The sequence below is a fragment of the Phenylobacterium sp. P4_E10 genome (assembly GCF_056401675.1).
The window spans coordinates 44,320-67,966 of record NZ_JBFUIW010000020.1 but is presented as its reverse complement, the minus strand read 5'-3'; the positions used below and the strand labels follow the sequence as shown (position 1 = coordinate 67,966).

Sequence of the window (23,647 nt, the reverse complement as noted above, 5' to 3'; positions counted from 1 at the left end):
TTGCTTGGTCTGCAGGGCCTGCAGTTTCGCACTTTCCTTGGCGAGGTCGGCGTCCACCAGGTTACCGACACCAGCGTCCAGGGTGTCCTGGAGCTTCATGACGTTGGTCAGGTGGGTGTCGAGCGCCTTGGCGCCCGTACCGATCTTCGACAGCGACGAAGACACGCTCTGGATCGCGGTTTCCAGGTCGGACACGTCACCGGCCGAGACCGTACCGGTGAGGGCGGTCAGGGTGCCGGCGATGGCCGTGTTGGTCAGCGACAGATCGACGTGGTCGATGTCGATGGTGGCGGTGGCGTCGGCGTTGGCGATCGACTTCACGTCGGAGCTGTTGACCGAGACGCCCGCGATCAGGTTCACGCCATCGAAGCTCGCATTGTTGGCGATGGTGGCGATCTGATTGCGCAGCGCGGTGTATTCGTCGCTGAGCGCCTGCTTCGAAGCGGTGGTCAGACCAGCTTCGGTCGCCGCCAGCACCTTTTCCTTCATCTGCACGAGAATGTCGGAAATGGCGGTGCCGGCCGACATCGCCACGTCAGCCACGGACTGACCGCGCTGCAGCGACGAGACGACGGAGTTGAGCGAGCTCGATTCAGCGCGTTGGTTCTGGGCGATGGCCCAGATAGCGCCGTTGTCCTTGGCCGACGAAATCTTCAGGCCGGTGTTGATGCGGCCCTGAACGACGCCCAGGTCTTTATTGGTGGAGTTCAGGTTTTGCAGCGCAATCATCGCGCCTTGGTTCGTGTTGACGGAATTCATCGCCATAGCACTTAGGTCCTTTTCTCGGAGACCGACGTCATTTTGACTGCCGGAGGCGTTTTGCCCTGGCGATTCCAAGCAAGGCCTAGGCCAGGTCGATCCAACCTTACCGTATTGATTTCAAAGGATTATTTTCGTTTACCCGGAATCAACCATCCCAAGAACGCCGATTCCCGAATCGGCACGGCAATTTTTGCCGACCATCTCGGCAATAATTACCGCGCGGCAGCTTTTACCGAGACGCAGGCTTGGCACGAAAAAGGCGCCGGCCCGACGGGCCGACGCCTTCAAGGTTCAGGCTCCGCCGCGGCGATTTGGCCGCGACCGACCCGTTGGTCCTATCGGAACAGGCCGAGCAGAGTGCTCGACGACTGGTTGGCGATACTGAGGGCCTGAACACCGAGCTGTTGCTTGGTCTGCAGGGCCTGCAGTTTCGCACTTTCCTTGGCGAGGTCGGCGTCCACCAGGTTACCGACACCAGCGTCCAGGGTGTCCTGGAGCTTCATGACGTTGACTAGGTGGGTGTCGAGCGCCTTGGCGCCCGTACCGATCTTCGACAGCGACGACGACACGCTCTGGATCGCCGTTTCCAGGTCGGACACGTCGGCGGCGACGACCCCTGCGGTACCGGTGAGGGTGCTCAAGGTGCCGGCGATGGCCGTATTGGTCAGCGACAGGTCGACGTGGTCGATGTCGATGGTCGCCGTCGCATCAGCGTTGGCGATCGCCTTCACGTCGGAGCTGTTGGCGGTGCCGTTCGAGATCAGATTGACGCCGTCGAAGGTGGCGTTATTGGCGATGGTGTCGATCTGATTGCGCAGCGCGGTGTATTCGTCGCTGAGCGCCTGCTTCGAAGCGGTGGTCAGACCAGCTTCGGTCGCCGCCAGCACCTTTTCCTTCATCTGCACGAGAATGTCGGAAATGGCGGTGCCGGCCGACATCGCCACGTCAGCCACGGATTGACCGCGCTGCAGCGACGAAACGACGGAGTTGAGCGAGCTCGATTCAGCGCGCTGGTTCTGGGCGATGGCCCAGATGGCGCCGTTGTCCTTGGCCGACGAAATCTTCAGGCCGGTGTTGATCCGGCCCTGAACGACGCCCAGGTCTTTGTTGGTGGAGTTCAGGTTTTGCAGCGCGATCATCGCGCCCTGGTTCGTGTTGACGGAATTCATCGCCATAGCACTTAGGTCCTTTTCTCGGAGACCGACGTCATTTTGACTGCCGGAGGCGTTTTGCCCGGGCAGTTCCAAGCAAGGCTCGGACCACCTTTGGTTGAGGTCAGCTCCTTGTTTTGGATCGTTTTTTATACTTACGCGTGCGCAATCACCTTGGCGGCGTCGATTCCTGGACTTTTGCGGCAATTTTTGCCGCGCCAACTCGGTAAAAATTGCCGCCCAGCGAGCACAAAAGAGGCGCCGACCTGGCGGGCCGACGCCTTCAAGGATCGAGTGAAGTGGCGGCCTAGGCGGCCACGGGCGCGTCCGACTTCTGGCCGAGCGCCTGCATCATCATCTTGTTGAGCTCGATTAGCGTGTCGAAGTTATCCTCGCCGCGCATGACTTCGCTGGAGTGACGCCCCACGAAAAGGCTCAGCGAAATGATGTTGGCGCGCACCTGGACAGGCAGCTGATTGCCCGGATCCGAGCAGTCGCGCGCCAGCGCCGACCAGAGCCGACGATTCCAGTCGATGGCGTCAATGCGGGTGGCGAAATCGGTGACCGGCGCCTCCGAGGCGACGATCAGCGCGCGGGTCACCTGACCAAACAGCCTATACTCAGCGTCCTTGGGGGCCTCAGCCCGCGTGGCCGCCTGCTGGTACGCTCGGAGCGACATTCCCCAACCTCTCGTCTTCGTACTCGATCAACTTCCGACACAGCATGAGCGCCTTGTAGTACTCGCGCGCCATGGCGTGTTTGGAGATAGAGACACAGTCCGCAAGCACATCCGGATTCCGGATCGCGCTCATGAACTCAGTCAGGCGCTGTGCGAACTCGTCATAATAACGGGCGGCCCCGGCGTCATCGAGGTACATCATCATCATCGGGAAGTAGATGCGTCGCGACGGTGTCACGGCCTCTTCCGGCTGCATGATGTCCTTTTCGCGCAGGACCGAGGCCTTGTTCTGAAGCACCAGCGTCGTGCGCCGGTCGCCATTCTGCACCACGGCGCCGTTGAGAACGAACTTCTCCCCGGGCTTCAGCGAGAGTTTAAGCGGCATTCCTCAGTCTCCAGTAGAGGCGTGTCGCCCAGGCCGATTGCTTCACCGGACTCACGCTAGTTCGGAGGGGTTAACCGCTTCTTGCAGCGACTCCGCCCCGCCCCTCATTAGCAGACCGTTAAGCATGATTTCACAAGGTCCGACATGTCGTTGGGTCAGTGGAGTCGGTATCCGGTGCACAAATCGCCGTTCGAACTTGGGCCCGCAGGCGATGCAGCGTCGCGCGAAGGCCTGGCGAGGCTGAATCGCGAGGTCGCTTCGTTGAAGGCGACCAAGACCGCCCTCTTCCAACTGAAGCGGGCCCTCAAGTTCGCTCATCAGAATCAGTTCGCCAAGACCGAGCAGGCCGCAACCGCCGCCGCCGCGCTTGACCCCAACTTAACCTACGCTTGGCACCTGACGGGCATCGCCCGCGACAAGCTGGGCAATCGAGCCGGAGCGCTGGAGGCTTATGAGAAGGCGCTGGCGCTCAATCCCGAGAGCGCAGACATCGCCAACGACCTCGGCCGCCTGGCGTTCAGGATGGAGATGTGGCCGCAGGCCGAAACCCTGTTCCGCCATTGCCTTGCGCGCAAGCACGCCGCGCCTGAAGCCTCCAACAACCTGGGAGCCCTGCTCCGGCGGCAAATGCGATACGATGAGGCTATCGAGGTGCTACGGACCTCGCTGATGGCCCATCCCGATCAGCCAATGCTGTGGGTCACGCTTGGCACCGTTCTCGGCGACCAGGGGCGCTCTGAGGAGGCGGAGACTTTCTACGCCGAAGCGCTGCGCCTTTCGCCGAACCACGCCAAGGCCCTCTACAACATCTCCGGCATCATGTTCGCCAAGGGGCAGGAGGAGGAAGCGATCGCTCAGACGCTCTATGCCCTGACCATAGCTGAGAACGAGCACGACGCGACGATGATGCGGTTCTCCATCGGGAGCATGTCACTGGGGCGCGGCGATCTGGCGCAGGGCTGGAAGTACTATTCCGCCCGCCTGGAGCCGACTTATGCCGAGCCGGTCGAGTTCCTCAGCAATCGGCCACGCTGGCAGCCGGGGACGGATATCGCCGGGGCTCACCTGATGATCTTCGGCGAACAAGGCCTGGGCGACGAAGTCCTGTTCGCCAATCTCCTGGAGGATGTTTTCAAGGTGCTGGGGCCGTCCGGGAAACTGACCCTGGCCGTGACCGACCGCCTGGTCAGCTTCTTCAAGCGCAGCTTCCCCGAAGCGCGGGTCGGATCCCACCTTACCATTGGGCACAATGGCCGCGCGGTACGCGCCGCGCCGTTCATCAAGGATTGGGAGACCATCGACTACTGGACCCCGCTTGGCGAATTGCTGCAGGTGCTCCGGCCGACCGCCGAGTCCTTCCCCAATCGTCCCGACGGCTTCATGCGCGCCGATCCCGAAAGGATCGCATATTGGCGCGGCGTGCTCTCTGCGCTGCCGGGCATGAAGGTCGGCCTGCTTTGGACCAGCCTGGTGCTGAACAACACTCGCAGCCTCTACTACTCGCCGTTTGAAGAATGGGCGCCGGTGCTCTCCACGCCGGGGGTCACGTTCGTGAACCTCCAGTACGGAGACCAGTCCAAGGACCTGGCCTACGCCAAGGAGAAGTTCGGGATCGACATCTTCCAGCCGCCGGAAATCGACTTGCGCAACGACCTGGACGACGTCGCGGCGCTGTCAGCGGCCCTCGATCTGGTCATCGGTATTTCGAACGCCAGCTTCAACATCGCCGCCTCGGTCGGTACGCCCGTCTGGCTGATCACCGGCGGTCGGACGTGGCCCCGGCTGGGGACCGACTACTACCCTTGGTACAGCCAGGCCCGCGCCTTCTCAGCGCCCCAGTACAACGACTGGCCGGCGATCATGCGCGATCTGTCCAACGCACTGGGCGAGCACGTCGGCAAAGGAACGCGACTGGCCGCGGCGGGTTGATCCGGGAAGGGCGTCAGCGGGACGCTCGCAAACCGGAGCGTCCCCCATGCCTGGCGTGAGAGAAGACGACGGCTATGACGACCAGGACGCCGCCGAGGTGTTCGACGAGGCCAATCTCGACGATCACGAAGAGCTCAACGAGATGCGGACCTTCGAGGAGTTGCCGGACCTCCTCGATGTGACGCGAGCCGATGGCGACCGCGACGAGGACGAGGCGCGGTCATTGGACGCCAGCGACTTCGACGAGGACGAGTTCGACGAGGACGACCTCGAAGAGGACGACGAGCTCCACTATCGCGCCGCCGCAAGCGACGACGACGATGAGGACGACGACGAGTTCGATGACGACGAGGTCGATCCCGATTCGATCGATGGTCTCGAAGAGGTGGCTGACGCGGGGCTCGTGAGCGGCGGCGAAGACGATTTCACCAACTTCCAGTCCAAGTCCGTCGGCGACGATGATTTGCGCAGAATGGGCTACGCCAGCGACTCGAAACAGGACGAGAGAGCCGAGCGCGCGCTGGAAATTGGGCTGGATGACAGCTTCCCGGCCTCCGACCCCGTCTCGATAACCCGGCCGCGACGCTAGGGAACCCCGCGACGTTTGCGACAAAGGCCGGCGAACACCGCTCAATCAGCTTGAATGTCCCGCCTGTGCCTTTAGGTTGGCGTCAGGTTGAAACATTTGTTCGAAACGGGCGTCACATTTTGCCCGTCCTAGGGAGCCCGAATGAGCCAGCGTTTTGAAGGCACCGACAATTACGTCGCCACCGAAGACCTCAAGGTCGCCGTCAACGCCGCTGTTGCGCTGGAACGGCCCCTATTGATCAAGGGCGAACCGGGCACGGGCAAGACCGTCCTGGCCTACGAGATCGCCAAGGCGCTCGACGCCGAACTGATCACCTGGCACGTCAAGTCGACGACCAAGGCCCAGCAGGGCCTGTACGAGTACGACGCCGTGACCCGCCTGCGCGACAGCCAGCTAGGCGACGAGCGCGTCAAAGATGTCCGCAACTACATTAAGAAGGGCAAGCTCTGGGAGGCGTTCACCGCCGACAAGCGCCCAATCCTGCTGATCGACGAGATCGACAAGGCGGACATCGAGTTCCCGAACGACCTCCTGCAGGAGCTCGATCGGATGGAATTCTACGTCTACGAGACCAATGAGACGATCAAGGCGGTGATCCGCCCGATCGTGATCATCACCTCGAACAACGAGAAGGAACTGCCCGACGCGTTCCTGCGCCGCTGCTTCTTCCACTACATTCGCTTCCCCGATGCCGACACGATGAACGAGATCGTCGAAGTCCACTATCCGGGCATCAAGCAGAAGCTGGTCGCCGAGGCGCTGCGCATCTTCTACGACATGCGCAAGGTGCCAGGCCTGAAGAAGAAGCCGTCGACCTCCGAGCTGCTCGACTGGCTGAAGCTGCTGATGGTCGAAGACATCGACGAGAACGCGCTGAAGGAAAAGGATCCGACCAAGCTGATCCCGCCCCTGCACGGTGCGCTGCTCAAGAACGAGCAGGACGTTCACCTGTTCGAGCGTCTGGCGTTCCTGGCCCGCCGCGAGGGCGCCGGCTCCCGCCCAGGCCAACAATAGACTTACGGCGAATTCACTCGACGTTTCAAAGTGCTCCGGTCACGTTCTTCGTGAACTGACCGGAGCATTTTTCGTATGAAGAACATCCTGCTGATTGCGGGCTCGGCCATGGTGCTGGCCGCCTGCGGACAGGGCGGTAAACACGCGGTCGCCAAGCTGGATTGCCCGGCCACCGAAGGCGACCTGACCCGGATCAGCATGGCCGGCGACGGCAAGAGCTGCGTCTACCGCTCTTCGGATGGAGCTGAGGTCACCCTTGAACTGACCAAGGTGGTCGGCAGCGCCGAAGAAACCTTGGCAAAGATCGAAGCCGACCTGCGCAGCACGCCGGGTCCGGCCGGCGGAACCGCCACGAGCCTGGACGGCAAGATCAAGGATGTGGCTGCCGCCAAGGCAGATGTCGCTGCTGTCGCAGCCGAAATCGCTCGGGTGCATGCAGAGGCCGCCGCCGACGCTCGCATTGATGCTTCGACTGGCGACGAAGACAGCGAAACGAGCCGCATCGACCTGCCGGGCGTGCACATCTCCGAGGAAGGCGACGACGCCAACATCCGGATCGGCCCGCTGAAAGTGGACTCGACTGGCGACGACACCACCGTGAACATCTATCGCGACGTGCGGATGCGCGGCGAGGCGCTGGCGCGCGAGAAGCGCGGTCTGCGCGCGACCTTCATCTACACCGGCAAAGACCTGCCTGAGGGCTACCGCTACGTCGGATACGAAGCGGGCGGCCCCAAGACGGGTCCCCTGACGATCGCCAAGGTACGCTCAAAGGTCGACACCGAGTCTGGCGACAAAATCTACCACGACGTCCAGGAACTGGTGCGGCGCAACGGCGGGGTCTAGCCCGCCGCCTGCACCTCGACGACCTTGTAGGTCAGCGGCCGGCCGTCCTCATCGGTGACCGTCACGTACTCGCCGACGGCGAATCGATGTTCACCAAGTCGATGGACCGGCTCGTCATCGACCGTATCGCCGTCGTCGTAGTCGAAGAACCAACGCGCACCGCGGCGCGCCAACCGCCCGTCGGCGGCGTCCTCGTCCGGCGCAAAGCGGCGAACCACGCAGGCCGCCTTGGACTTGGCGTAGGCGTCCGAGTCCAGCATGCCGTCCGCGGTCAGGGGAGCGGTCAGGGCGTAACCTCGGTGGTCATCGCCCCCGGCGAACTCGGTGCCAGGATTGCGGGCGAGCCGCATGACAATGCGCGACAGCGTCATGGCCGAACCTCTAGTGCGATAGGAAGAGCGAAGGCTGATCGGCGGACAGCATGGTCCGCGTGGTGCCGCCGAAGATGAACTCCTGCAGCCGCGGATGCCCGAAGGCGCCGGCGACCAGGATGCCCGCTCCGGCCTTGCTGGCGGCGTAGAGAAGCAGAGGCGCCGCATCGCCGCTATCTGGCAACACGTCCACCTCGGCCTTCACGCCGCGGGCGGCGTAGTAGGCCTGGAGTCGGTAGGGGTCAAAGCTCCTAGAGGTCGCCTTCGGCGCGGCCAGGATGACCACGCTCGGCGCGCGCTCGAGCAGCGGCAGCGCCAGCCGGGCGGCGCGCGAAGCTTCCTTTCCGCCATCCCAGGCCACGGCCACCGGCCCCCCGACCGTGAACCCATCTCGGGCAACCAGAACCGGGCGCTGCTCATCGGCGACCATCTGCTGGAAAGCCTCGGCCAGCGGCCCGCGGCCGCGGGCGGAATCGTTGTTGAACACGACCACGTCGGACAGCCGGCTCTCGGCCGACAGACCTGCCCACACCGGGGTCTGCAGCGAGATGAACTGGCTCTTGCCGTAGGGAACCGTCTCCATCGCAGCGCGGGCGTTCTTCTCGCCGGCCGCGGCCGCTTCCTTGAGCGATTCAAGCGCCGTGGTCTGGACCCCGCCCAAGAAGCCCTCGCCCATCCAGGGCATGACGTCGGCTACGTCGGCCGGCGTATAGACCGCCGCCAACTCGGCGCCGAAGGGCTCGGCGAGCTTGGCCGCCGCGGCGATAACGGCCTTGTCCCCTTCCCCGCCGGACAACGGCGCCATGATCCTAGCCCAGCTCATCGTCTTTCCTTTCTCGACCCAGCTTCGCAGCCATCTGGAGCCTCAAATGCATGCCGCGCATTGATCTTTGGCAAGTCCTGGGTCAGTTCACGACCTTGACTGTGAAAGGAACGCATCGGTGAGGAAAGGGCTGCGTGCATCGAGCAAGGAACCGCGCGCCTGGCAGCGAATGCTTTCGGGCCGCCGGCTGGACCTGCTGGACCCCTCGCCGATGGACATCGAGATCGAGGACATCGCCCACGGCCTGGCCCGCGTCGCGCGCTGGAACGGCCAGACGACCGGCGAGCACGCCTTCTCGGTCGCCCAGCATTCGGTGGTGGTCGAGGAGATCTGCGCCCACATCCAGCCGGACCTCGAACCCAGGTGGCGCTTGGCGGCCTTGCTGCACGACGCCTCGGAGTATGTGATCGGCGACATGATCAGCCCGTTCAAGGCGGCGCTCGGGGTGGATTATCGGAAATTCGAGGAGCGGCTGGAGACGGCGATCCACGTCCGCTTCGGCATCCCGGCCAAGACCCCGGCGGCGATCAAGAAGCTGATCAAGCAGGCCGACCGCGCCTGCGCCTTCTTCGAGGCCACCCAGCTGGCCGGCTTCAACCACAACGAGGCGCTGGAGTTCTTCGACGCCCCCCCGCCCGGCTATGAGCTGATTATCGAGCCGCTGGCCCCCGCCCAGGCGCAAACCCGTTACATTCAGCGATACAATGTCCTCTCGGAGGCGGCGGGATTCGCCACGTCTCACCCCGACGCGGCCTTCGACACCGAGTAGAGCATGACCCTGATCGTCTGCGGATTGGCCGAAGTACCCGCCCTCATCGCGGCGCGCGCCCCCTCGCACATGGTCACCCTGCTCGACAGCGCCAGCATGATCGAGACGCCCGAGGAGCTGCCCGCCGAGCGCCACCTGCGCCTGTCGGTCAACGACATCGCCGAGCCGATGGAGGGCCTGATCCTGCCCAGCGCGGCCCTGGTGCACCGCCTGCTCGAGTTCGGCCGCGCCTGGGACGCCTGCGCCCCGATGATCGTCCACTGCTGGGCCGGGATCAGCCGTTCCAGCGCCAGCGCCTTCGTGCTGGCCTGCGACCGCAATCCGCAGGCCGACGAGCGCTCGATCGCACTGAAGATGCGCGCCGCGGCCAAGCACGCCTACCCCAACCGCCGCATCGTCGCCCTGGCCGACGACATCCTGGGCCGGCGCGGCCGCATGGTCGACGCGGTCGAGGCGATGGGCGACTACGAATACAGCGGCTACGGCGTGCCCTTCGACCTCGCAGCGGAGCACTGATGGACCCCGCCGCCGTCGTCATCGGACTGTCGGCCGTGGTCGTCGCCGTGCGCGACGGCGACGCCGTGGTGCTGACGGTGCGCCCCGCGGGCCAAATGCCCGGCCTACCGTTCGGTCCGTTCGAACCGGCCGGCCACCGCACCTTCGAACTGGCGATGCGCGCCTTCGTGACCGACCAGACCCGGTTCGACCTCGGCTATGTCGAGCAACTCTACACCTTCGGCGACAAGGGCCGCGACGCGCCGCTGGCCGACATGGGCAAGGGCCCGGGCGCGGCCCGGGTCATCTCGGTCGGCTACCTGGCCCTGACGCCCAACCCGATCGACACCACCGCCCCCGACACCGCCTGGGCCGACTGGTCGCGGTTCTTCCCCTACGAGGACTGGCGGAGCGGTCGCCCGCTGGCGCTGGACGAGATCGAGCCGGTCTTGCGCGCCTGGGCCAGCGGTCGGCCCGAGAAGCTGGCCCGGGCCCGGCTGCTGTTCGCCCTGGACGAGGCGCCCTGGAACGAGGAGCGGGTGCTGGAGCGCTACGAGCTGCTCTATGAGGCGGGCCTGGCGCCGGAAGCGGCCCGCGACCGCGGCGAGCAGGCCCCGCCGCGCACCGAAGCCCTGGCCTCTGCGCTGGGCGAGCCGATGCTGTCGGACCACCGGCGCATCCTGGCCACCGCCCTCTCGCGGCTGCGCGGCAAGCTGAAGTATCGCCCGGTGGTGTTCGAGCTGATGTCCGACGCCTTCACCCTCTCGGCCCTGCAGCGGGCGGTCGAGGCGATCGCCGGAGTGCCGCTGCACAAGCAGAACTTCCGCCGCGCCCTGGAGCGGGCCGAACTGGTCGAGGGCCTGGGCCGGGTCGACTCCGAGACCGGCGGACGCCCGGCCGAACTGTTCCGCTTCCGCCGCGAGGCGCTGAGCGCGCGGCCGGTCTCCGGCCTCAGCCTGCCGCTGCTGCGGGAGTAGCTGGCGCTTTTCCTCCCCCGTTCACGGGGAACGAGGCCGCGAAGCGGTGGAGGGGGCGGCACGCACCGCGCCCAGTCTCGCCCCTCCACCACGCTACGCGTGGTCCCCCTCCCCCGCTCCGCGTGGGGGGAAAAGGCGAGATCGCCCTGCCCTTCCTGTCGCCACGCCATCGGAAAGAAGCGCCTTCGGCGCAGGACGCTTCGTGGCCTTGGTGGCCTTCGTGTTTCCCTTCGCCGACGCAATGACCGACCCGTCTTATCACCGTTAAGTTTGACTTGCCGCACGGCGAAAACGAGCCACACTCTGGGCAAAACAGCACTGGGGAGTGACGCCGTGACCTGGTCCATCGTGGAGACTTCCGCCTTCGACCCCATCGCCCGGGTCGATCCGCACGGGCGGCTGAAGGACCTGCGCGAAGGATGCCCGGTGCACCGCGACGAGCCGGTGAAGACCTGGTTCCTGACCCGCTATGGCGACGTGCGCGAGACCGTCAACGACCGCAGCCTGTGGCGCCACTGGAGCCGCTCGGAGGAAGGCGCCCTGTTGCGCCGCATGGACCGCGATCCCGACGCCCCGCGCACCGACAGCATCCTGTCGCTGGACGAGCCCGACCACAGCCGCGTGCGGCTGCCGCTGGCCAAGGCCTTCTATGCCCGGATCAACGCGATGAAGCCGCAGATCGAGGCGACCATCGACGAGGTGATCGACGCCGCGCCGCACGGAGCGCCGTTCGACCTGATCGCCGACGTCGCCATCCCGATCCCGATCCTGGTGATCGCCACCATCCTCGGCGTCGAGCGCGCCCGGTTCCGCGAGTTCCGCGAGTGGTCGGAGGCCTCGATCCTGGGCCTCAACCCGCTGCGCACGCCGGAAGAAACCGAGCGGATGGAATGGGGCTCCGCCAAGCTGACCGAATATTTCACCCAGCTGATGGAGGCCCGGCGGGCGTCGCCGCAGGACGACCTGATCAGCGACATGGTCGCCCTGCAGGCCGAGGGCGCGCCGCTGTCGGACGACGAGGTGCGGATCAACCTCTCGGCCCTGCTGATCGGCGGCAACCTGACCACCACCGACCTGATCGGCAATGGGGTGTGGCTGCTGCTCAACCACCCGGACGAGCTGGCCAAGCTGAAGGCCGACCCTGCCCTCGCCGCCGCCGCGGTCGAGGAGATCCTGCGCTTTGAATCGCCGGTGGCGATCACCAATCGGGTAGTCTCAGACGAGCGCCAGGTCGGGGGCTGCCCGATGCACGCCCACCAGTCGGTCATCACCTCGCTGCACGCGGCCAACCGCGACCCGGAGGTGTTCGACGACCCCGACCGCTTCGACATCACCCGCAAGCACGTCCCGCACGTCGCCTTCGGCGGCGGCAGCCACATCTGCATCGGCGCCCCGCTGGCCCGCATCGAGGCCAAGCAGGCCCTGGTGCGGCTGTTCGAGCGCTTCCCCGACCTGGCGTTGGCGGGCGACGAGCCGACCTGGCGCGCGTTGCCGTTCTTCCGGGGGATGGAGGGGTTGGTGGTGCGGGGGTGATGGGGGAACCGACGCCCCCACAGTCTCAAAGCGCCTTTGCAATTCCCGCGCGCAGCGCGTTATGGTCTCCACACATAAGCGTGCTCCTGGGGGGGAGAGAACATGAGCGAGCAGCCGGCCCGGCAGGGGATAAGCAATGACGCGCAGGCGCTAATGGCCTTCGAGAGTCGCAAGAAGTCGACGGGCGTGACTTATCTGCTCTGGTTCTTTCTGGGCGGCCTCGGGATCCACCGCTTCTATCTTGGCCGCACCGGGAGCGGCGTCGCGATGATCGCGCTCACTATAATCGGCTGGACGCTGTTGTTCGCCGCAGGCTTCGGCCTTCTTTTCCTCATCCCACTCGGGGTCTGGCTATTGGTCGACCTGTTCACGATCCCTGGAATGGTGCGCAGCCACAATAATTTGCTGCTAGCCAAGCTGGCCTCGAGCGACTCGCCGCTGATGGTCGCCGCGCACGGCTAGCGCTACGTCGGCATTGTGCTTCTTCGGACCAAAGGACGATGTCCTGCTACATCATGATGGGTCCGCGACTTCCGCCCTTGCTCTGAGCGGGTGTCAGAGACCATTCCGGCGGATGCGCAGCCATTGGGGATGGGATCAGTCTCCACGAGATAGTGGAGAGGATGCGGCCGGATGGCACATTCTCGGCAGTTTGCTCACATCGGATGACTTGCGGCAAAAGCTCTACATTCGCATCGCCGCGACCGTTAAGGAGATGCCGGGTGCGTCCGGTCGAGGGCGTGGCGCGGTCGAGCTGGCACCTGAGGGCGATACGAGCAGATCGCTTCAATGCCAGCAGGCGACCGTCTCGCGCTGGAGCGTGAAAAGGCCAACAAGCTGGTCGATCATTGCATTGAGATTGAACGCATTCATGCCAACAACCGGCATCTGATTTTCAGCAACGCAGATCGAGCGGGCGGCGGCGGCCGACTTCCGCTCCGGTCATCCCAGCAAGGGCCGCTTCGAGATTGGGTTCCGACCTTCACCGGGATGAGCGGTGGGACCTTAGCGGGACCTCTCCGCCGGGTACGCAGCAAGCAGCACGCGCTCAGGCTCGTGGCCAGCGGAGTTACGGCCGTTCACCTCGCAAACCCGACAGCTTCGCTTGTCGATCAGAACGCCGGGGGTGTGGAGAACGACGCCGGGGTCGTCAGTGAACTGCTGCACGTAAACGGATGAGCCGAGATCCACCACCTCAATGCCTGCGGCTCGCGAGTAGCCGCGCTTTGTGGCCGCGCCTTCCTTGAATTTGGCGAGGTAGTCGCATGGCACGCGGCTCACAGGGCCGGTGCAACCAGGTGAGATCGTTGCCGCAAGCGCGAGCAACGTGAGCGCGGCGGCCGAGACCAAATAGATATAGCCGGCCGTGGGTGAAGTGATCATTTGAACTTCTCTGGGCAGTGGCGACCTCCCCTACTCGATGCGCCCGCCGACATCTCTGATTTTACGGCCGCTGCCCGCCAGGAAATTCTCTTTCACCGGGGCGCGGGACCGCCATTTCGGGGCTGATGGTCCGCAACGGGTCGTGAGCGTTCGATCGCGACGTTCGAGCGGGCCTCTGGAACCTTCGGCCCACGCCGCCCTGGAGCATGCTGCCGTTAGCTCCCCCAAGCTGCATTTTGTAACACCAGGCGGTATCCGTCGGGGTCTTCGAACGTCACGCCTTGAACGTCCCAGTAAGGGTTGAAGGAAGTGGTCGGCTCAAACCCCGCGTTCCGCATGCGCTCTACGGCGTCCCTCCAGGCCTCCCGTTCGGGGAGATAGAAGACGACAAGGTTGTCCTGGGTCGGCGCGCGCCCCACGCTATGCCCGTGTGCTCGCGTGAATTCGAAATGGAATGGTGCGCCCGGTAGGCCGAACATGATCCCATCGAAGCCATCATGGTCCTCAAAGTGGGCAAGAACGCTCAAGCCGAGGCCATCTCGATAGAATGGGACAAGCGCGTCGAGGTCGTCGCTTGGGCGCGCAACACGTAGCTGGGGAATCCCTTTCATCACTTGAGGCTAGGCACAGGTGACCGCCGGGGCAATGGGTCGGCGCGGCTGAGCCAGACTTGCACCAGCGGACCATCGATGGGTACGCTTCCCAGGCGCGCCCCAGCTTCCGCTCTTGCCGCATAGCATTCGCGCACCCAAGTAGCGCTGCTCTACAAGAAGACTGGCAACCTCAGGGCCTGCCAGCTGCTTCCGCAAGCTTGAGAGTACGGTCAGATACCTGGGCATCGAGGTGGACGACGCACTCTCGATCTCTGAGCAGGTCGAGCTCTGAGCGGCTTGGCGGGTCCGGCGAGCGGACCCGCCCTACGTCAGGGAAGGGTCGAAGGCGGAAGTTAGCCCCCCCCCCCCCGCCCGAAAGGAACATTCCGGTTTGACACTCCTGACCAAGCCATTGAAGCGTTTGGTTCTGGCTGCGGCCGGTTTGACAGCCTAGGCCCTTGCGCTACCTAGCTTTCAGCGCACCCTCCCGGGCCGCCACCGACTTGGCAATGCGGCTCCCGCCAGACCAAGCGATCCTCTGGTGGCGACTATGATCGCCAGGGCGGCGGCCGTGTAGGCCAGCGCGGTGTACATCGCGCCGTCATAGCTGAGGTCGCTGAACCGGTTGAAGGCCCAGTGCATGAGAATGGCCGGGATCACCGCTCCGCCTGCGTTGATCGTCCCCCAGGCCATCAAGACCGTGACCGACACCATGGAAAGGCAGAACCAGCCGATGGGCAGGCTCGACTGCGGCATGCCGGAGAAGAGGAACGCGGGCAGATGCCAGACCGTCCAAATCACGCCCAGCAGCAAGGCCGCCGTCGTGGGATTGAACCGTTCGAGCAACCTTGGCAGGGCAAACCCGCGCCAGCCGGGATCCTCCCCAATGGGGCCAGGATCGAGCACGAGCAGCGCCACGCCCGCGCTGGCGAACTGTGGCCACCGCACGAAGTCGAACAGCGGCGGCGGCGGGCTATGCGAGAGAAGAGAGTGGAGGAACCGGGCGCTCAAGGCCACCGCCGCGATCCCCACAGTGGCCGCCAGATACCAACGCAGCGGGAAGCGCCACCGGAATATCCGGCCAAGGAGAGCGCCCAGACCAGCTCGACCCCCGTAGGCGGCCGTCACCCCGAACGCCAGGAGCGTGGGCGACCATACAGTCAGGAAGATGAGGGGGTTCCATAAGGTGACCGGCCCAAAGACCCGGACCATCGGCTCGCTCGCCACAACGTACAGCAGGCCTACCCCCCAGGCCCACGCGAAGACCAGGACGCAAAATACCAGGAGGCCGCCCGCCTTGCGGAGGGTGCGTGGCCGACCGCTCTCTCTCCCCCTATGGACCTGTGGTTCCGCCGCAACTTCGACGGCCGATTGTTCGTGCATGTGCATGAGAAGTTCCCTGAAAAGAGACACAGGGAGCTGCCTCAGCGGCGCGCCGTCTCGGCGACAATGGAAAAGCCTGGTCGAATCCGAACTTAATTGGCGTCCGGCGGGATCGCGGCCTCCAACGCCACGCGTCTCCACGCCGTGGGCGTCGATCCGGTGCTGGCGCGGAACGCCCGGTTGAACGGGCTTAGTGAGCCGAATCCCAGGTCAAAGGCTATGCTCGCGATTGTGGCGTCAGCCTGCATCGGGTCGGCCAATCGCGCCTTGGCCGCCTGGATGCGGTAGCCGTTCACGAAGTCCGCGAAATTGCGGTGCCCCAGCTTCGCGTTGATGAGCCGGCGCAGCCGGTGCGCCGGAACTCCGAGTTCCCTGGCCAGGGCGCCGATGCTCAGACCATCCCGGCGCCACCCGCTGGCGCCCATGAACGCGTCCAGCTTCCCGAGCAATATCCGGTCAGCCGCGATCAGTTTCGGATCCGCCGCCGCGGCTTGAGCGGTGCGCGTTGCGAACAGCGGAGCCCGCGCCTGCAGGAGCAGGGCGCCCATCGCCAGACCCAGCGCCGCACTGGTGACGGCGCCAAAGGTTCCCCTGATGGCGAAGGACGCCAAGGCGCCGCCGCGACCGAGCTCGTGGAGCGCACCGGCGGCGCCCTGAGCCGCCGCGAAGAGGGCGATGATCCCCAGAATGACCAGTCGCGACGTCCGTCGGCTATCGACCAGGTCGCCACGCCAGCTGCGAACGATCAGAAACACCGCGTGCAGACAAATGGCGGCTGCGGCGAAGTTGAAGGTTGAGACCAGCACCTGATCCAGGCCTGGAGGCGCGAGGGTCATCGCCATGCCCAGCAGGACGAACAGCACCGCGGGCGCGAAGGCGAACCAGCGGAAGGGGCGGTCCTGGAACACACCGGAGACGAACGCCCAGAAGAAGCCAGCGGCCGGAAACGCCGGCAGCAGCAGCAGATTACGCAAGCCGGGCGTAATCGAGGATTGATCGGACTCGGTGAGTATCCAGGCGGCCGCGCTTAGGCAGGTGAGCACCGTGGTGAGCTTCGCGTCGCGGCCCAGTTCGCTTCGCCAGACGCTCAGCGCCGTGACGCAGAACGCGCCAACCGCGATGCCCGACCATAATGGTGCGGTGGATCCATGCATCTGCGCCTCCGTAACTGCCGAGCATGTTGCGGCCGGCTGACGACATAGGCCAGCCCTCTTGGCGTCCAGCTCGGGGATGGCCATCCGGCTAGCCAATGACGGGGAGACGGACTGCCGCTTCCAATGCGGCGCAGACCTGGGCAAGGTCCTAGCCATGACGCCTGAGGCTTTCCTTGCCGCCGCGCTCGCTCTTCCCGAAACGTCACTCGGTCATCACCAAAGCGGCGCGGACATCCGCGTCGTTGGAAAGATATTTGCGTCGCCGGCAGATCGGCCCGGGGGGACGGCTGTGATCAAGCTGACGCTTGATCAGCGAGAGATGCTTTGCACGGCTGAGCCGACAGTCTTCCATCCGGTGGAAGGGATGGGAGCCTCGCGAGGCTGGACGCGCATGGTCGTGGCGAACACTGATGAGGCGACCGCACTGAGCGCGCTTTGGATGGCCTGGCGCAACGTCGCGCCGCCGCGGCTAGCCCGGGCGCACCCGGGCTAGGAAAGGTCCGCAATGGGTCGGATCCGGTCGATCGCGACGTTCCTGTAGCGGACCTTAAAAGAGTCTGCTTTCAGCCCTGCCGCCAAGGTCCGCAACTGGCGCTAGGTGGAAGTCAGCGCTCCGGCTTGGCCGGTGGCCCGCTGGCGAAGTGGTCGATCCCACGTGAAGCGGCCAGAGCGACCTGGCGCTGCCGCTCCGCGTAGCCCGCCCGTTGTTGCACGTCCCGCTCGCCATGGCAGGCTGGGCAGCTGACGCCGTCTTCGAAGAGCGGAGAGGAGCGTTCCTCCGGCGTTACAGGCATGCGGCAGGCGCGACACAGCACATGGCTTCCTGGCGCAAGCCCAGGGCCGAGCGCCACGCGCTCGTCAAAGACGAAGCATTCGCCCCGCCAAAGGCTGGTCGGCTCGCTCGCGGTCTCCAGGTATTTCAAGATGCCGCCTTCGAGATGATAGACGGCTTCCAACCCTTCCGACTTCAGGAAGGCCGTCGCCTTCTCGCAGCGGATTCCACCGGTGCAGAACATTGCGATCTTCGGCGACGCTCGCTGACCCAGCAGGGCCTCGCGGTTGGCGCGGAACCAGTCTGGAAACTCTCGAAAACTACTCGTCCCTGGGTTCACGGCGCCTGCGAAGGTGCCGATCCTGACTTCGTAGTCATTCCGTGTATCGATGACGAGCGTGTCCGGCTCGCTGATCAGGGAGTTCCAGTCGTCGGCCGACAAATAGTGCCCGGCCTCCAGGGGATCGATGTGCGGCTGCCCCATGGTGACGATCTCGCGCTTGATGCGGACCTTCATTCTGTAGAATGGCATGACCGCAGCGCGGGAGATCTTTACCGATAGGTGCTCGCAGCCGGGCAGCGCGCGGATATAGGCCAGCGCCGAATCGATCCCGTCTGGGGCGCCCGCGATAGTGCCGTTGATGCCCTCTGGCGCCAGCAGCAGCGTGCCTTTGATCCCGTGATTGGCACAGACGACCGCCAGCCCATCGCGCAGCCGCTCGCAGTCGCCGAACGGCGAGAACCGGTAAAGGGCGGCGACACATATAGGCAGGTGGTGCTCGGTCATTTTCGCGACAGCGTAGTCAGGGCGGCGGTTTAAGGGGAAGCAACTCCCATCCATAGCTACGCCTTGGCAAGCTGCGAAGCGCGTCACCTCGCCTCGTGGAGCCGTGAAGGTCCGCTTTCGGGGCCGGACGTCAGGGGGTGGAGGCCCAGGTTGTCGCCCTGCCCGGAACCGGAGGCGCCGTCGCCTGTCCAGGGAGGCGCGGACGCCTCTTTCCGACTACTCCCTTTGGCTCACCATTCCAGCGCCTCGGGGTTCTCGATCGGCGATCCCGACTGCGAATTCACTGCGACGCGCTCCAGGCGGCCGTTTTTCAGGATCCCGACCATGTAGGCCTGGACGTCCGAGGTGGGGTTAGAGGCGCTTCTCGCAATGCCGGCCACGACCGCCGGTGCGCCCTTCCGTGAAGCTTCGGCCGTACGGATCGCGTCGGCGAGCGAAACCTTGGCGACCTTCACGGCAGTCGCGCGCCGTTGGGCCTTCCAGTTCAACATCCACGACGGAACGGACGCACCAGTAAGCTCAACCGCGTCACTGGTCGGATTGTCGAGCCGCCAAAACCTGACGTCCGATCCCTTCAACACGATGGCGGCGTAGCCCGGCGTGCCGGCGACGTTGTTAAAGGCTATCGCAGCCACTCGTCCGCCGTTGAGGGACTCGATCTTGGTCACCATGTCGGACAGGATCTTCGGATCGCCGCTAAAGCCGGTGACGTCGATGCTGATGTCTTGGTTCACCTTCAAGGTCTGGGCGAGAGAGGGTGCTGCAGCGGCCAAGCTGCTGACGGTGGCGAGCGCAAGCAGAAGGGCACGCATGGAGGTCTCCTCAGAGGTTGTGTTCCCGACCCGCGTTACACTCCTCGGCAATTGCAAAGTCACTCGTGCCGACACCTGAGCCTGGGCGGTGGTCCACCTGAGAGCGGACCTTGCGAATGACCGAGACGGGTCGCAGGCAGTCGAACGTCAACGGGCCGCTAGCGGGCCTGCGCGCGCGACGATGCACTGTTCGAATTCGAGGAGCCGGGCCATGCCTGGCAACCCGTCGATCGGGTCGTGGTCCTGCCCTCCCCTATGCGTCCATAGAGCCAGGACCTGAGGAGCCGGCGCGCCGCCGCGGCAAGTATCGCGTTGCGAACCAGCAGCTCGCCTGGATTGAACGCGAAGCTGGCCTCCGTACTTCACCCTATGTGACGCCCAAGCTCAAACTGCGACCATCTCCGCTCCTGGTGCGCTCAGATACAAGGAAGCCTCCTAAGGTGGGCTGGCGGATTCCATCATCCACTGCTGAAGCGGCGCCGGAGGACCAGACCGGCGAGAAGGGGTTGGACAGCGGGCGGCTTGCCGCGCGCATCAGGCTCTCGATTGCGGCTTGCGCCCTGACGACGACGATCGCGACAGCCGCCCATGCGCAGGCTCCCACGCGGCCGGCGACGCCCGCCGAACTGGAACAGCAGGTCACGGCGCTGCGAGAGCAGCTTCGCACCATGCAGGAACAGCAAAAGGGGCTGACCGAGACGCTGAACCGGTTGGAACGACAGCTAGGCAGTCAGGCCGCGGCCGTCGCCCCGCAACCCGCCCCGCCGCCGCCTGCTGCGGCAGCGCCAGCTCCGCAGGTGCTGGCTGCAGCGCCGCCCCTCGCGACAGGATCGGATGACTCGATCACGCAGAAAGTTGTCGAGCGGTACCAGGACGGCATCGTCATCTGGCAGACCTCCGACGACGCCAAGGTCCCTTTCCTGCTGAAGTACAACATCAACTCGCAGGTCCGGTACCTCAACACCGAATCCGGTGACGAGACCTTCACCGACCACCTGGGCGCCGTTCGCAGCGTCAATCTGCGCAACGACATCACGGTCAACCGCACGATGTTCATCCTGGGCGGTTACATCTTCGATCCGCGGCTGCGCTACAGCACCACCGTGTGGACGTCCGCGGGGTCGAACTCGATCGTCATTGCAGGGAACATCGGCTGGCAATTCAACAAGGCCTTCACGCTTACCGGAGGCTACACCGGTGTCCCCGGCAGCCGGTCGCTTGTGGCTACGTTTCCGTTCTTCCAATCGACCGACCGCACCATGGCGGACAACTTCTTCCGTCCCGGGTTCACGCAGGGGATCTGGGCCAATGGGGACCTCACCAAAGATCTGCATTACCTCGCGTTCGTCGGCAACGGCCTGAACACGCTCAACATCTCGGCGGCCAAGATCGACGAAAACCTGATGGCGTCCGGCAGCGTCTGGTGGGAGCCGCTCGGCGACTACGGCCCGCCCGGCAAGTCGCGCAACATGTACGACGACTACTACGCCTCGCCAGATCTGCGCATTCGCTTGGGCACGTCGTTCACGTGGGCGAGGGAGGACCGCTTCTCAGACCTCGACCAGTCGAGCCCCGAGAACACCTCGATGCACAACTCGGACGGCGTGCTGACCTTCGCCACCGGCGCCTTTGCGCCGGGCGTGACGGTGGACAACGCCACCTACCGAATGTGGGCGATCGACTGGGGCCTGAAGAAGTACGGGTGGTCGGTCAACGGGCAGTACTTTTTGCGCTGGCTGGACGACTTCAAGGCCGACGGCCCGATTCCCGTCGACGACACGTTCGATCACGGCTTTGAGCTGTCGGCAGCCGCCTTCATCCTGCCTCGGGAGCTGATGGCGTACGGGCGCGGCTCGATGGTGTTCGGAGAGTTCCGCGACTCCTGGGAGGCGGGCGTAGGCGTGAAGTGGTATTTCGTCCCGACCGAGCGCATGTGGCTGACCGCAGAGTTGATGCGCGTAGTCGACGTGCCCTATGGCGGCGTCTTCACCCCCTATACCGCCGGCCTGACGGCCTGGGTGCCGATGATCCAGGGCGTCCTCGCGTTCTGATACCCCTGGGCAGCTCAACTGAAACGCGTGCTGTCAAGCTTTGCAGCAATCAGCTAGCGTCGGGCTCATGGCCCTCAGCTCTGCAATCAACGTCGCCGACACGAGCCTCGCTGTAGGCGAAACGTCACTCGTCACGTTCAGCTTCACGGAAGCCGTATCGGGCTTCGACAATGCAGACCTGACGGTTGCAAACGGAACGCTCAGCGCGGTTGCTTCCGGCGACGGCGGCGTCACCTGGACGGCGACGTTTACGCCGACGCTCGGTGTGCAAGACGCGACCAATCTCATCACCCTCGCCAACACCGGGGTCTCCGGCGTCGGGGGTCCGGGCGTCGGAAGCACGGACTCCAACAACTACGCGATCGACACCCTACGTCCGACCGTGAGTTCGATCGTGACCGGCGGCGCTTCGCCGACCACAAGTCCCACGCTGTCGTATGTCGTCACATTCAGCGAAGCGGTGACGGGTGTCGACACGTCGGATTTCGTTCTGGCGACGACGGGCAACGTCGGCGGCTTCCTATCGATATCATCTGTATCCGGGTCCGGCGCGACCTGGACCGTAGTTGTAGGCGTCACAGGTGGAGACGGCTCTGTCCGGCTCGACGTGGCTGGCGGCCCAGGAATCGTGGACGGCGCGGGCAACGCCATTGCGACCAGCTACACGAGTGGGCCGGCGTACGTCGTCGACAACACCCCGCCCACGAACGTCATCGCCTCAGCGGCCTTTTCTGCGGACACCGGGACTTCCGGCTCCGACTTCATCACGAAGACCGCCGCCCAGACCATCTCCGGCACGCTAGCAAGCAATCTTGCGGCCGGCGACGCGGTTCAGGTCTCGACCGATAATGGCGCGACCTGGATTGCGGCCTCCGCCTCGGTGGGCTCCAGCACCTGGTCCGCGGCCGGGGCGTCTCTTACCCAATCCGACACACTGAAAGTGCGGGTCGTCGATCCGGTGGGCAATGCAGGTGCGACCTACACCCAGGCCTATGTCCTCGACACGGTTGCGCCGACCGGGGCCAGCAGCATCAGCCTGTCTGCCGACACCGGCGCCTCCGCGAGCGACTTGATCACGAAGATCACGGCGCAGACCATCAGCGGCTCCCTGGCCAGCAATCTCGCGGCCGGCGACACGGTTCACGTCTCGACCGATAATGGCGCGACCTGGATTGCGGCCTCCGCCACGGTGGGCTCCAACGCCTGGTCCCTAGCCGGGGCGACCCTCGCCCAATCCGACACGCTGAAAGTGCGGGTCGTCGATCTGGCGGGCAATGAAAGCGCGACCTTCGCCAGGGCCTACGTCCTCGACACGACGCCCCCCTTGGCGCCTTCCGCCCCGGACCTGGATCCCGCGTCTGACACCGGAACGTCCAACACCGACAATCTCACCAGCGACGCGACCCCCACTTTCAGGGGCACGAGCCAGGCGAACACGGCCGTCTCGCTGTACGACACCGACGGGACCACTGTGCTAGGGACCGCGACCGCCGACGGGTCAGGAAACTGGTCGATCACCTCAAGCGCGCTGGCGATCGGCCAACACACCCTTTCAGTCAAGGCGACGGATCTGGCGGGGAACACCTCGGCAGTAAGCGCCAGCCTGACGATCACGATCCAGCCCGCCCCGCCTCCGCCCCCGCCGCCCCCGCCGCCGCCGGTGGTCAGCGTCGTGACGCCGGACGGCTCGGTGGTCACCGGCGACAGCACCGACAACGTCATCAACTGGAGCGGCGCCGGCGCTGACTCGATCTCGGCCGGAGGCGGCAACGACCAGCTGAACGGCGGACCGAACAACGACGTCCTGCAGGGCAATAGCGGGGCCGACACCATCTCGGCCGGCCTCGGCGCCGACATCGCGCGTGGCGGCCAAGGAAACGATTTCATCAACGGCAACCAGGGGAACGACCTGCTATTCGGCGACCTTGGGAACGACAGTGTCGCCGGCGGCCAGGGCGACGACTTCGTCCAGGGCAATCAGGGCGATGATGTGCTTCTGGGCGACCTCGGCGACGACGTGCTTTTCGGCGGCCAGGACAATGACGTCCTCTGGGGCGGCGACGGCGCTGACCGCCTCTCCGGCGACCTAGGCGACGACACCCTGACTGGAGGCGCTCGCGCGGACATCTTCAGCTTCGTTGGCGGCGCGGGCCGCGATGTCATTCGGGACTTCAGCCACGCAGAGGGCGATCGCATCCTGCTGTCGGTAACCCAGGCGGCGGATTTCCAGAGCCTGTCCGGCAAGATGGTCATGGTCGGCGTGGACACCATCATCACGCTGGGCAGTCAGACGATCGTGCTCGCCGGGATATCGATGAGCAGCCTCACCGCCGGCGACTTCTTGTTCTCCTAAAGGGGCAAGCGTACGGCCCGCGGCCGCGGCGCCCGC

At 65.0% G+C, this 23,647-nt stretch carries 23 protein-coding genes and 1 pseudogene; 12 read left to right on the top strand and 12 right to left on the bottom strand.

Going from position 1 to position 23,647, the window contains the following annotated elements:
* The 4 genes from AC1DQJ_RS18995 to flbT all read right to left on the bottom strand — a co-directional run.
* On the bottom strand, positions 1 to 765 hold a 765-nt coding region (locus AC1DQJ_RS18995), incomplete at its 3' end, for a flagellin (RefSeq protein WP_477606185.1).
* Between the two features lie 332 nt (positions 766 to 1,097).
* The gene (locus AC1DQJ_RS18990; protein WP_477606183.1) at positions 1,098 to 1,937 is read right to left on the bottom strand and encodes a flagellin; all 840 of its coding nucleotides are present in this window, start codon (positions 1,935 to 1,937) and stop codon (positions 1,098 to 1,100) included.
* Between the two features lie 283 nt (positions 1,938 to 2,220).
* The gene (flaF, locus tag AC1DQJ_RS18985) at positions 2,221 to 2,592 is read right to left on the bottom strand and encodes a flagellar biosynthesis regulator FlaF (RefSeq protein ID WP_477606181.1); all 372 of its coding nucleotides are present in this window, start codon (positions 2,590 to 2,592) and stop codon (positions 2,221 to 2,223) included.
* Positions 2,552 to 2,977, bottom strand: coding sequence for a flagellar biosynthesis repressor FlbT (gene flbT / locus AC1DQJ_RS18980; RefSeq protein ID WP_477606179.1), 426 nt, complete (start codon positions 2,975 to 2,977; stop codon positions 2,552 to 2,554). The genes flaF and flbT overlap by 41 nt, the downstream gene beginning before the upstream one ends.
* Before the next feature lie 261 nt (positions 2,978 to 3,238).
* Here flbT and AC1DQJ_RS18975 point away from each other — a divergent pair, with 261 nt between their 5' ends.
* From AC1DQJ_RS18975 to AC1DQJ_RS18960, 4 genes are all read left to right on the top strand, one after another.
* Positions 3,239 to 4,906 (top strand): tetratricopeptide repeat protein, encoded by a 1,668-nt coding sequence (locus AC1DQJ_RS18975; protein WP_477606178.1) that lies wholly within the window; start codon positions 3,239 to 3,241, stop codon positions 4,904 to 4,906.
* A gap of 46 nt (positions 4,907 to 4,952) precedes the next feature.
* Positions 4,953 to 5,495 carry a hypothetical protein gene (locus AC1DQJ_RS18970; protein WP_477606176.1) on the top strand — a complete coding sequence of 181 codons (543 nt, stop codon included), beginning with the start codon at positions 4,953 to 4,955 and terminating at the stop codon, positions 5,493 to 5,495.
* A gap of 141 nt (positions 5,496 to 5,636) precedes the next feature.
* A complete protein-coding gene (locus AC1DQJ_RS18965; RefSeq protein WP_477606174.1) occupies positions 5,637 to 6,509 on the top strand; it encodes an AAA family ATPase in 873 nt (290 codons plus the stop codon).
* Between the two features lie 75 nt (positions 6,510 to 6,584).
* Entirely contained in the window at positions 6,585 to 7,355 is a 771-nt protein-coding gene (locus AC1DQJ_RS18960) for a hypothetical protein (RefSeq protein ID WP_477606172.1), read from the top strand.
* On the opposite strand, the gene AC1DQJ_RS18955 is transcribed toward AC1DQJ_RS18960, so the two are convergent.
* On the bottom strand, positions 7,352 to 7,726 hold the full coding sequence (locus AC1DQJ_RS18955) for a hypothetical protein (protein ID WP_477606170.1): 375 nt from the start codon (positions 7,724 to 7,726) through the stop codon (positions 7,352 to 7,354). The two genes, AC1DQJ_RS18960 and AC1DQJ_RS18955, sit on opposite strands and share 4 nt — an antisense overlap.
* A 10-nt stretch (positions 7,727 to 7,736) precedes the next feature.
* Positions 7,737 to 8,549 (bottom strand): universal stress protein, encoded by an 813-nt coding sequence (locus AC1DQJ_RS18950; protein WP_477606168.1) that lies wholly within the window; start codon positions 8,547 to 8,549, stop codon positions 7,737 to 7,739.
* A 169-nt stretch (positions 8,550 to 8,718) separates the two neighbouring features.
* Between AC1DQJ_RS18950 and AC1DQJ_RS18945 the strand changes: the two genes are divergently transcribed.
* From AC1DQJ_RS18945 to AC1DQJ_RS18925, 5 genes are all read left to right on the top strand, one after another.
* Entirely contained in the window at positions 8,719 to 9,318 is a 600-nt protein-coding gene (locus tag AC1DQJ_RS18945; protein WP_477606187.1) for a YfbR-like 5'-deoxynucleotidase, read from the top strand.
* Between the two features lie 3 nt (positions 9,319 to 9,321).
* Positions 9,322 to 9,834, top strand: a complete 513-nt coding sequence (locus AC1DQJ_RS18940) for a tyrosine phosphatase family protein (protein ID WP_477606166.1) — start codon at positions 9,322 to 9,324, stop codon at positions 9,832 to 9,834.
* Positions 9,834 to 10,790 (top strand): NUDIX hydrolase, encoded by a 957-nt coding sequence (locus AC1DQJ_RS18935; RefSeq protein ID WP_477606164.1) that lies wholly within the window; start codon positions 9,834 to 9,836, stop codon positions 10,788 to 10,790. The genes AC1DQJ_RS18940 and AC1DQJ_RS18935 overlap by 1 nt, the downstream gene beginning before the upstream one ends.
* A gap of 333 nt (positions 10,791 to 11,123) precedes the next feature.
* Positions 11,124 to 12,323 carry a cytochrome P450 gene (locus tag AC1DQJ_RS18930; RefSeq protein WP_477606162.1) on the top strand — a complete coding sequence of 400 codons (1,200 nt, stop codon included), beginning with the start codon at positions 11,124 to 11,126 and terminating at the stop codon, positions 12,321 to 12,323.
* Between the two features lie 102 nt (positions 12,324 to 12,425).
* Positions 12,426 to 12,785 carry a TM2 domain-containing protein gene (locus tag AC1DQJ_RS18925; RefSeq protein ID WP_477606160.1) on the top strand — a complete coding sequence of 120 codons (360 nt, stop codon included), beginning with the start codon at positions 12,426 to 12,428 and terminating at the stop codon, positions 12,783 to 12,785.
* 543 nt (positions 12,786 to 13,328) lie between these two features.
* On the opposite strand, the gene AC1DQJ_RS18920 is transcribed toward AC1DQJ_RS18925, so the two are convergent.
* Positions 13,329 to 13,706 carry a hypothetical protein gene (locus tag AC1DQJ_RS18920; RefSeq protein ID WP_477606158.1) on the bottom strand — a complete coding sequence of 126 codons (378 nt, stop codon included), beginning with the start codon at positions 13,704 to 13,706 and terminating at the stop codon, positions 13,329 to 13,331.
* A 215-nt stretch (positions 13,707 to 13,921) separates the two neighbouring features.
* Entirely contained in the window at positions 13,922 to 14,317 is a 396-nt protein-coding gene (locus AC1DQJ_RS18915; RefSeq protein WP_477606156.1) for a VOC family protein, read from the bottom strand.
* A gap of 132 nt (positions 14,318 to 14,449) precedes the next feature.
* Between AC1DQJ_RS18915 and AC1DQJ_RS18910 the strand changes: the two are divergent.
* Positions 14,450 to 14,591 (top strand): annotated as a pseudogene (locus tag AC1DQJ_RS18910) (integrase); the annotation flags it as partial.
* 182 nt (positions 14,592 to 14,773) lie between these two features.
* On the opposite strand, the gene AC1DQJ_RS18905 reads toward AC1DQJ_RS18910, so the two are convergent.
* The 4 genes from AC1DQJ_RS18905 to AC1DQJ_RS18890 all read right to left on the bottom strand — a co-directional run bounded on the left by AC1DQJ_RS18905 (position 14,774) and on the right by AC1DQJ_RS18890 (position 19,207).
* Positions 14,774 to 15,688 carry a CPBP family intramembrane glutamic endopeptidase gene (locus AC1DQJ_RS18905; protein WP_477606154.1) on the bottom strand — a complete coding sequence of 305 codons (915 nt, stop codon included), beginning with the start codon at positions 15,686 to 15,688 and terminating at the stop codon, positions 14,774 to 14,776.
* A gap of 86 nt (positions 15,689 to 15,774) precedes the next feature.
* Positions 15,775 to 16,920 carry an AraC family transcriptional regulator gene (locus AC1DQJ_RS18900; protein ID WP_477606152.1) on the bottom strand — a complete coding sequence of 382 codons (1,146 nt, stop codon included), beginning with the start codon at positions 16,918 to 16,920 and terminating at the stop codon, positions 15,775 to 15,777.
* A 521-nt stretch (positions 16,921 to 17,441) separates the two neighbouring features.
* Positions 17,442 to 18,395: an oxygen-dependent tRNA uridine(34) hydroxylase TrhO gene (gene trhO / locus AC1DQJ_RS18895; protein WP_477606150.1), complete on the bottom strand. Its 954-nt coding sequence runs from the start codon at positions 18,393 to 18,395 to the stop codon at positions 17,442 to 17,444.
* A 230-nt stretch (positions 18,396 to 18,625) separates the two neighbouring features.
* Positions 18,626 to 19,207 (bottom strand): hypothetical protein, encoded by a 582-nt coding sequence (locus tag AC1DQJ_RS18890; protein WP_477606148.1) that lies wholly within the window; start codon positions 19,205 to 19,207, stop codon positions 18,626 to 18,628.
* A 440-nt stretch (positions 19,208 to 19,647) separates the two neighbouring features.
* Between AC1DQJ_RS18890 and AC1DQJ_RS18885 the strand changes: the two genes are divergently transcribed.
* On the top strand, positions 19,648 to 21,258 hold the full coding sequence (locus AC1DQJ_RS18885; protein WP_477606146.1) for a hypothetical protein: 1,611 nt from the start codon (positions 19,648 to 19,650) through the stop codon (positions 21,256 to 21,258).
* A gap of 67 nt (positions 21,259 to 21,325) precedes the next feature.
* A complete protein-coding gene (locus AC1DQJ_RS18880; RefSeq protein WP_477606144.1) occupies positions 21,326 to 23,611 on the top strand; it encodes an Ig-like domain-containing protein in 2,286 nt (761 codons plus the stop codon).
* Positions 23,612 to 23,647: the final 36 nt, after the last annotated feature.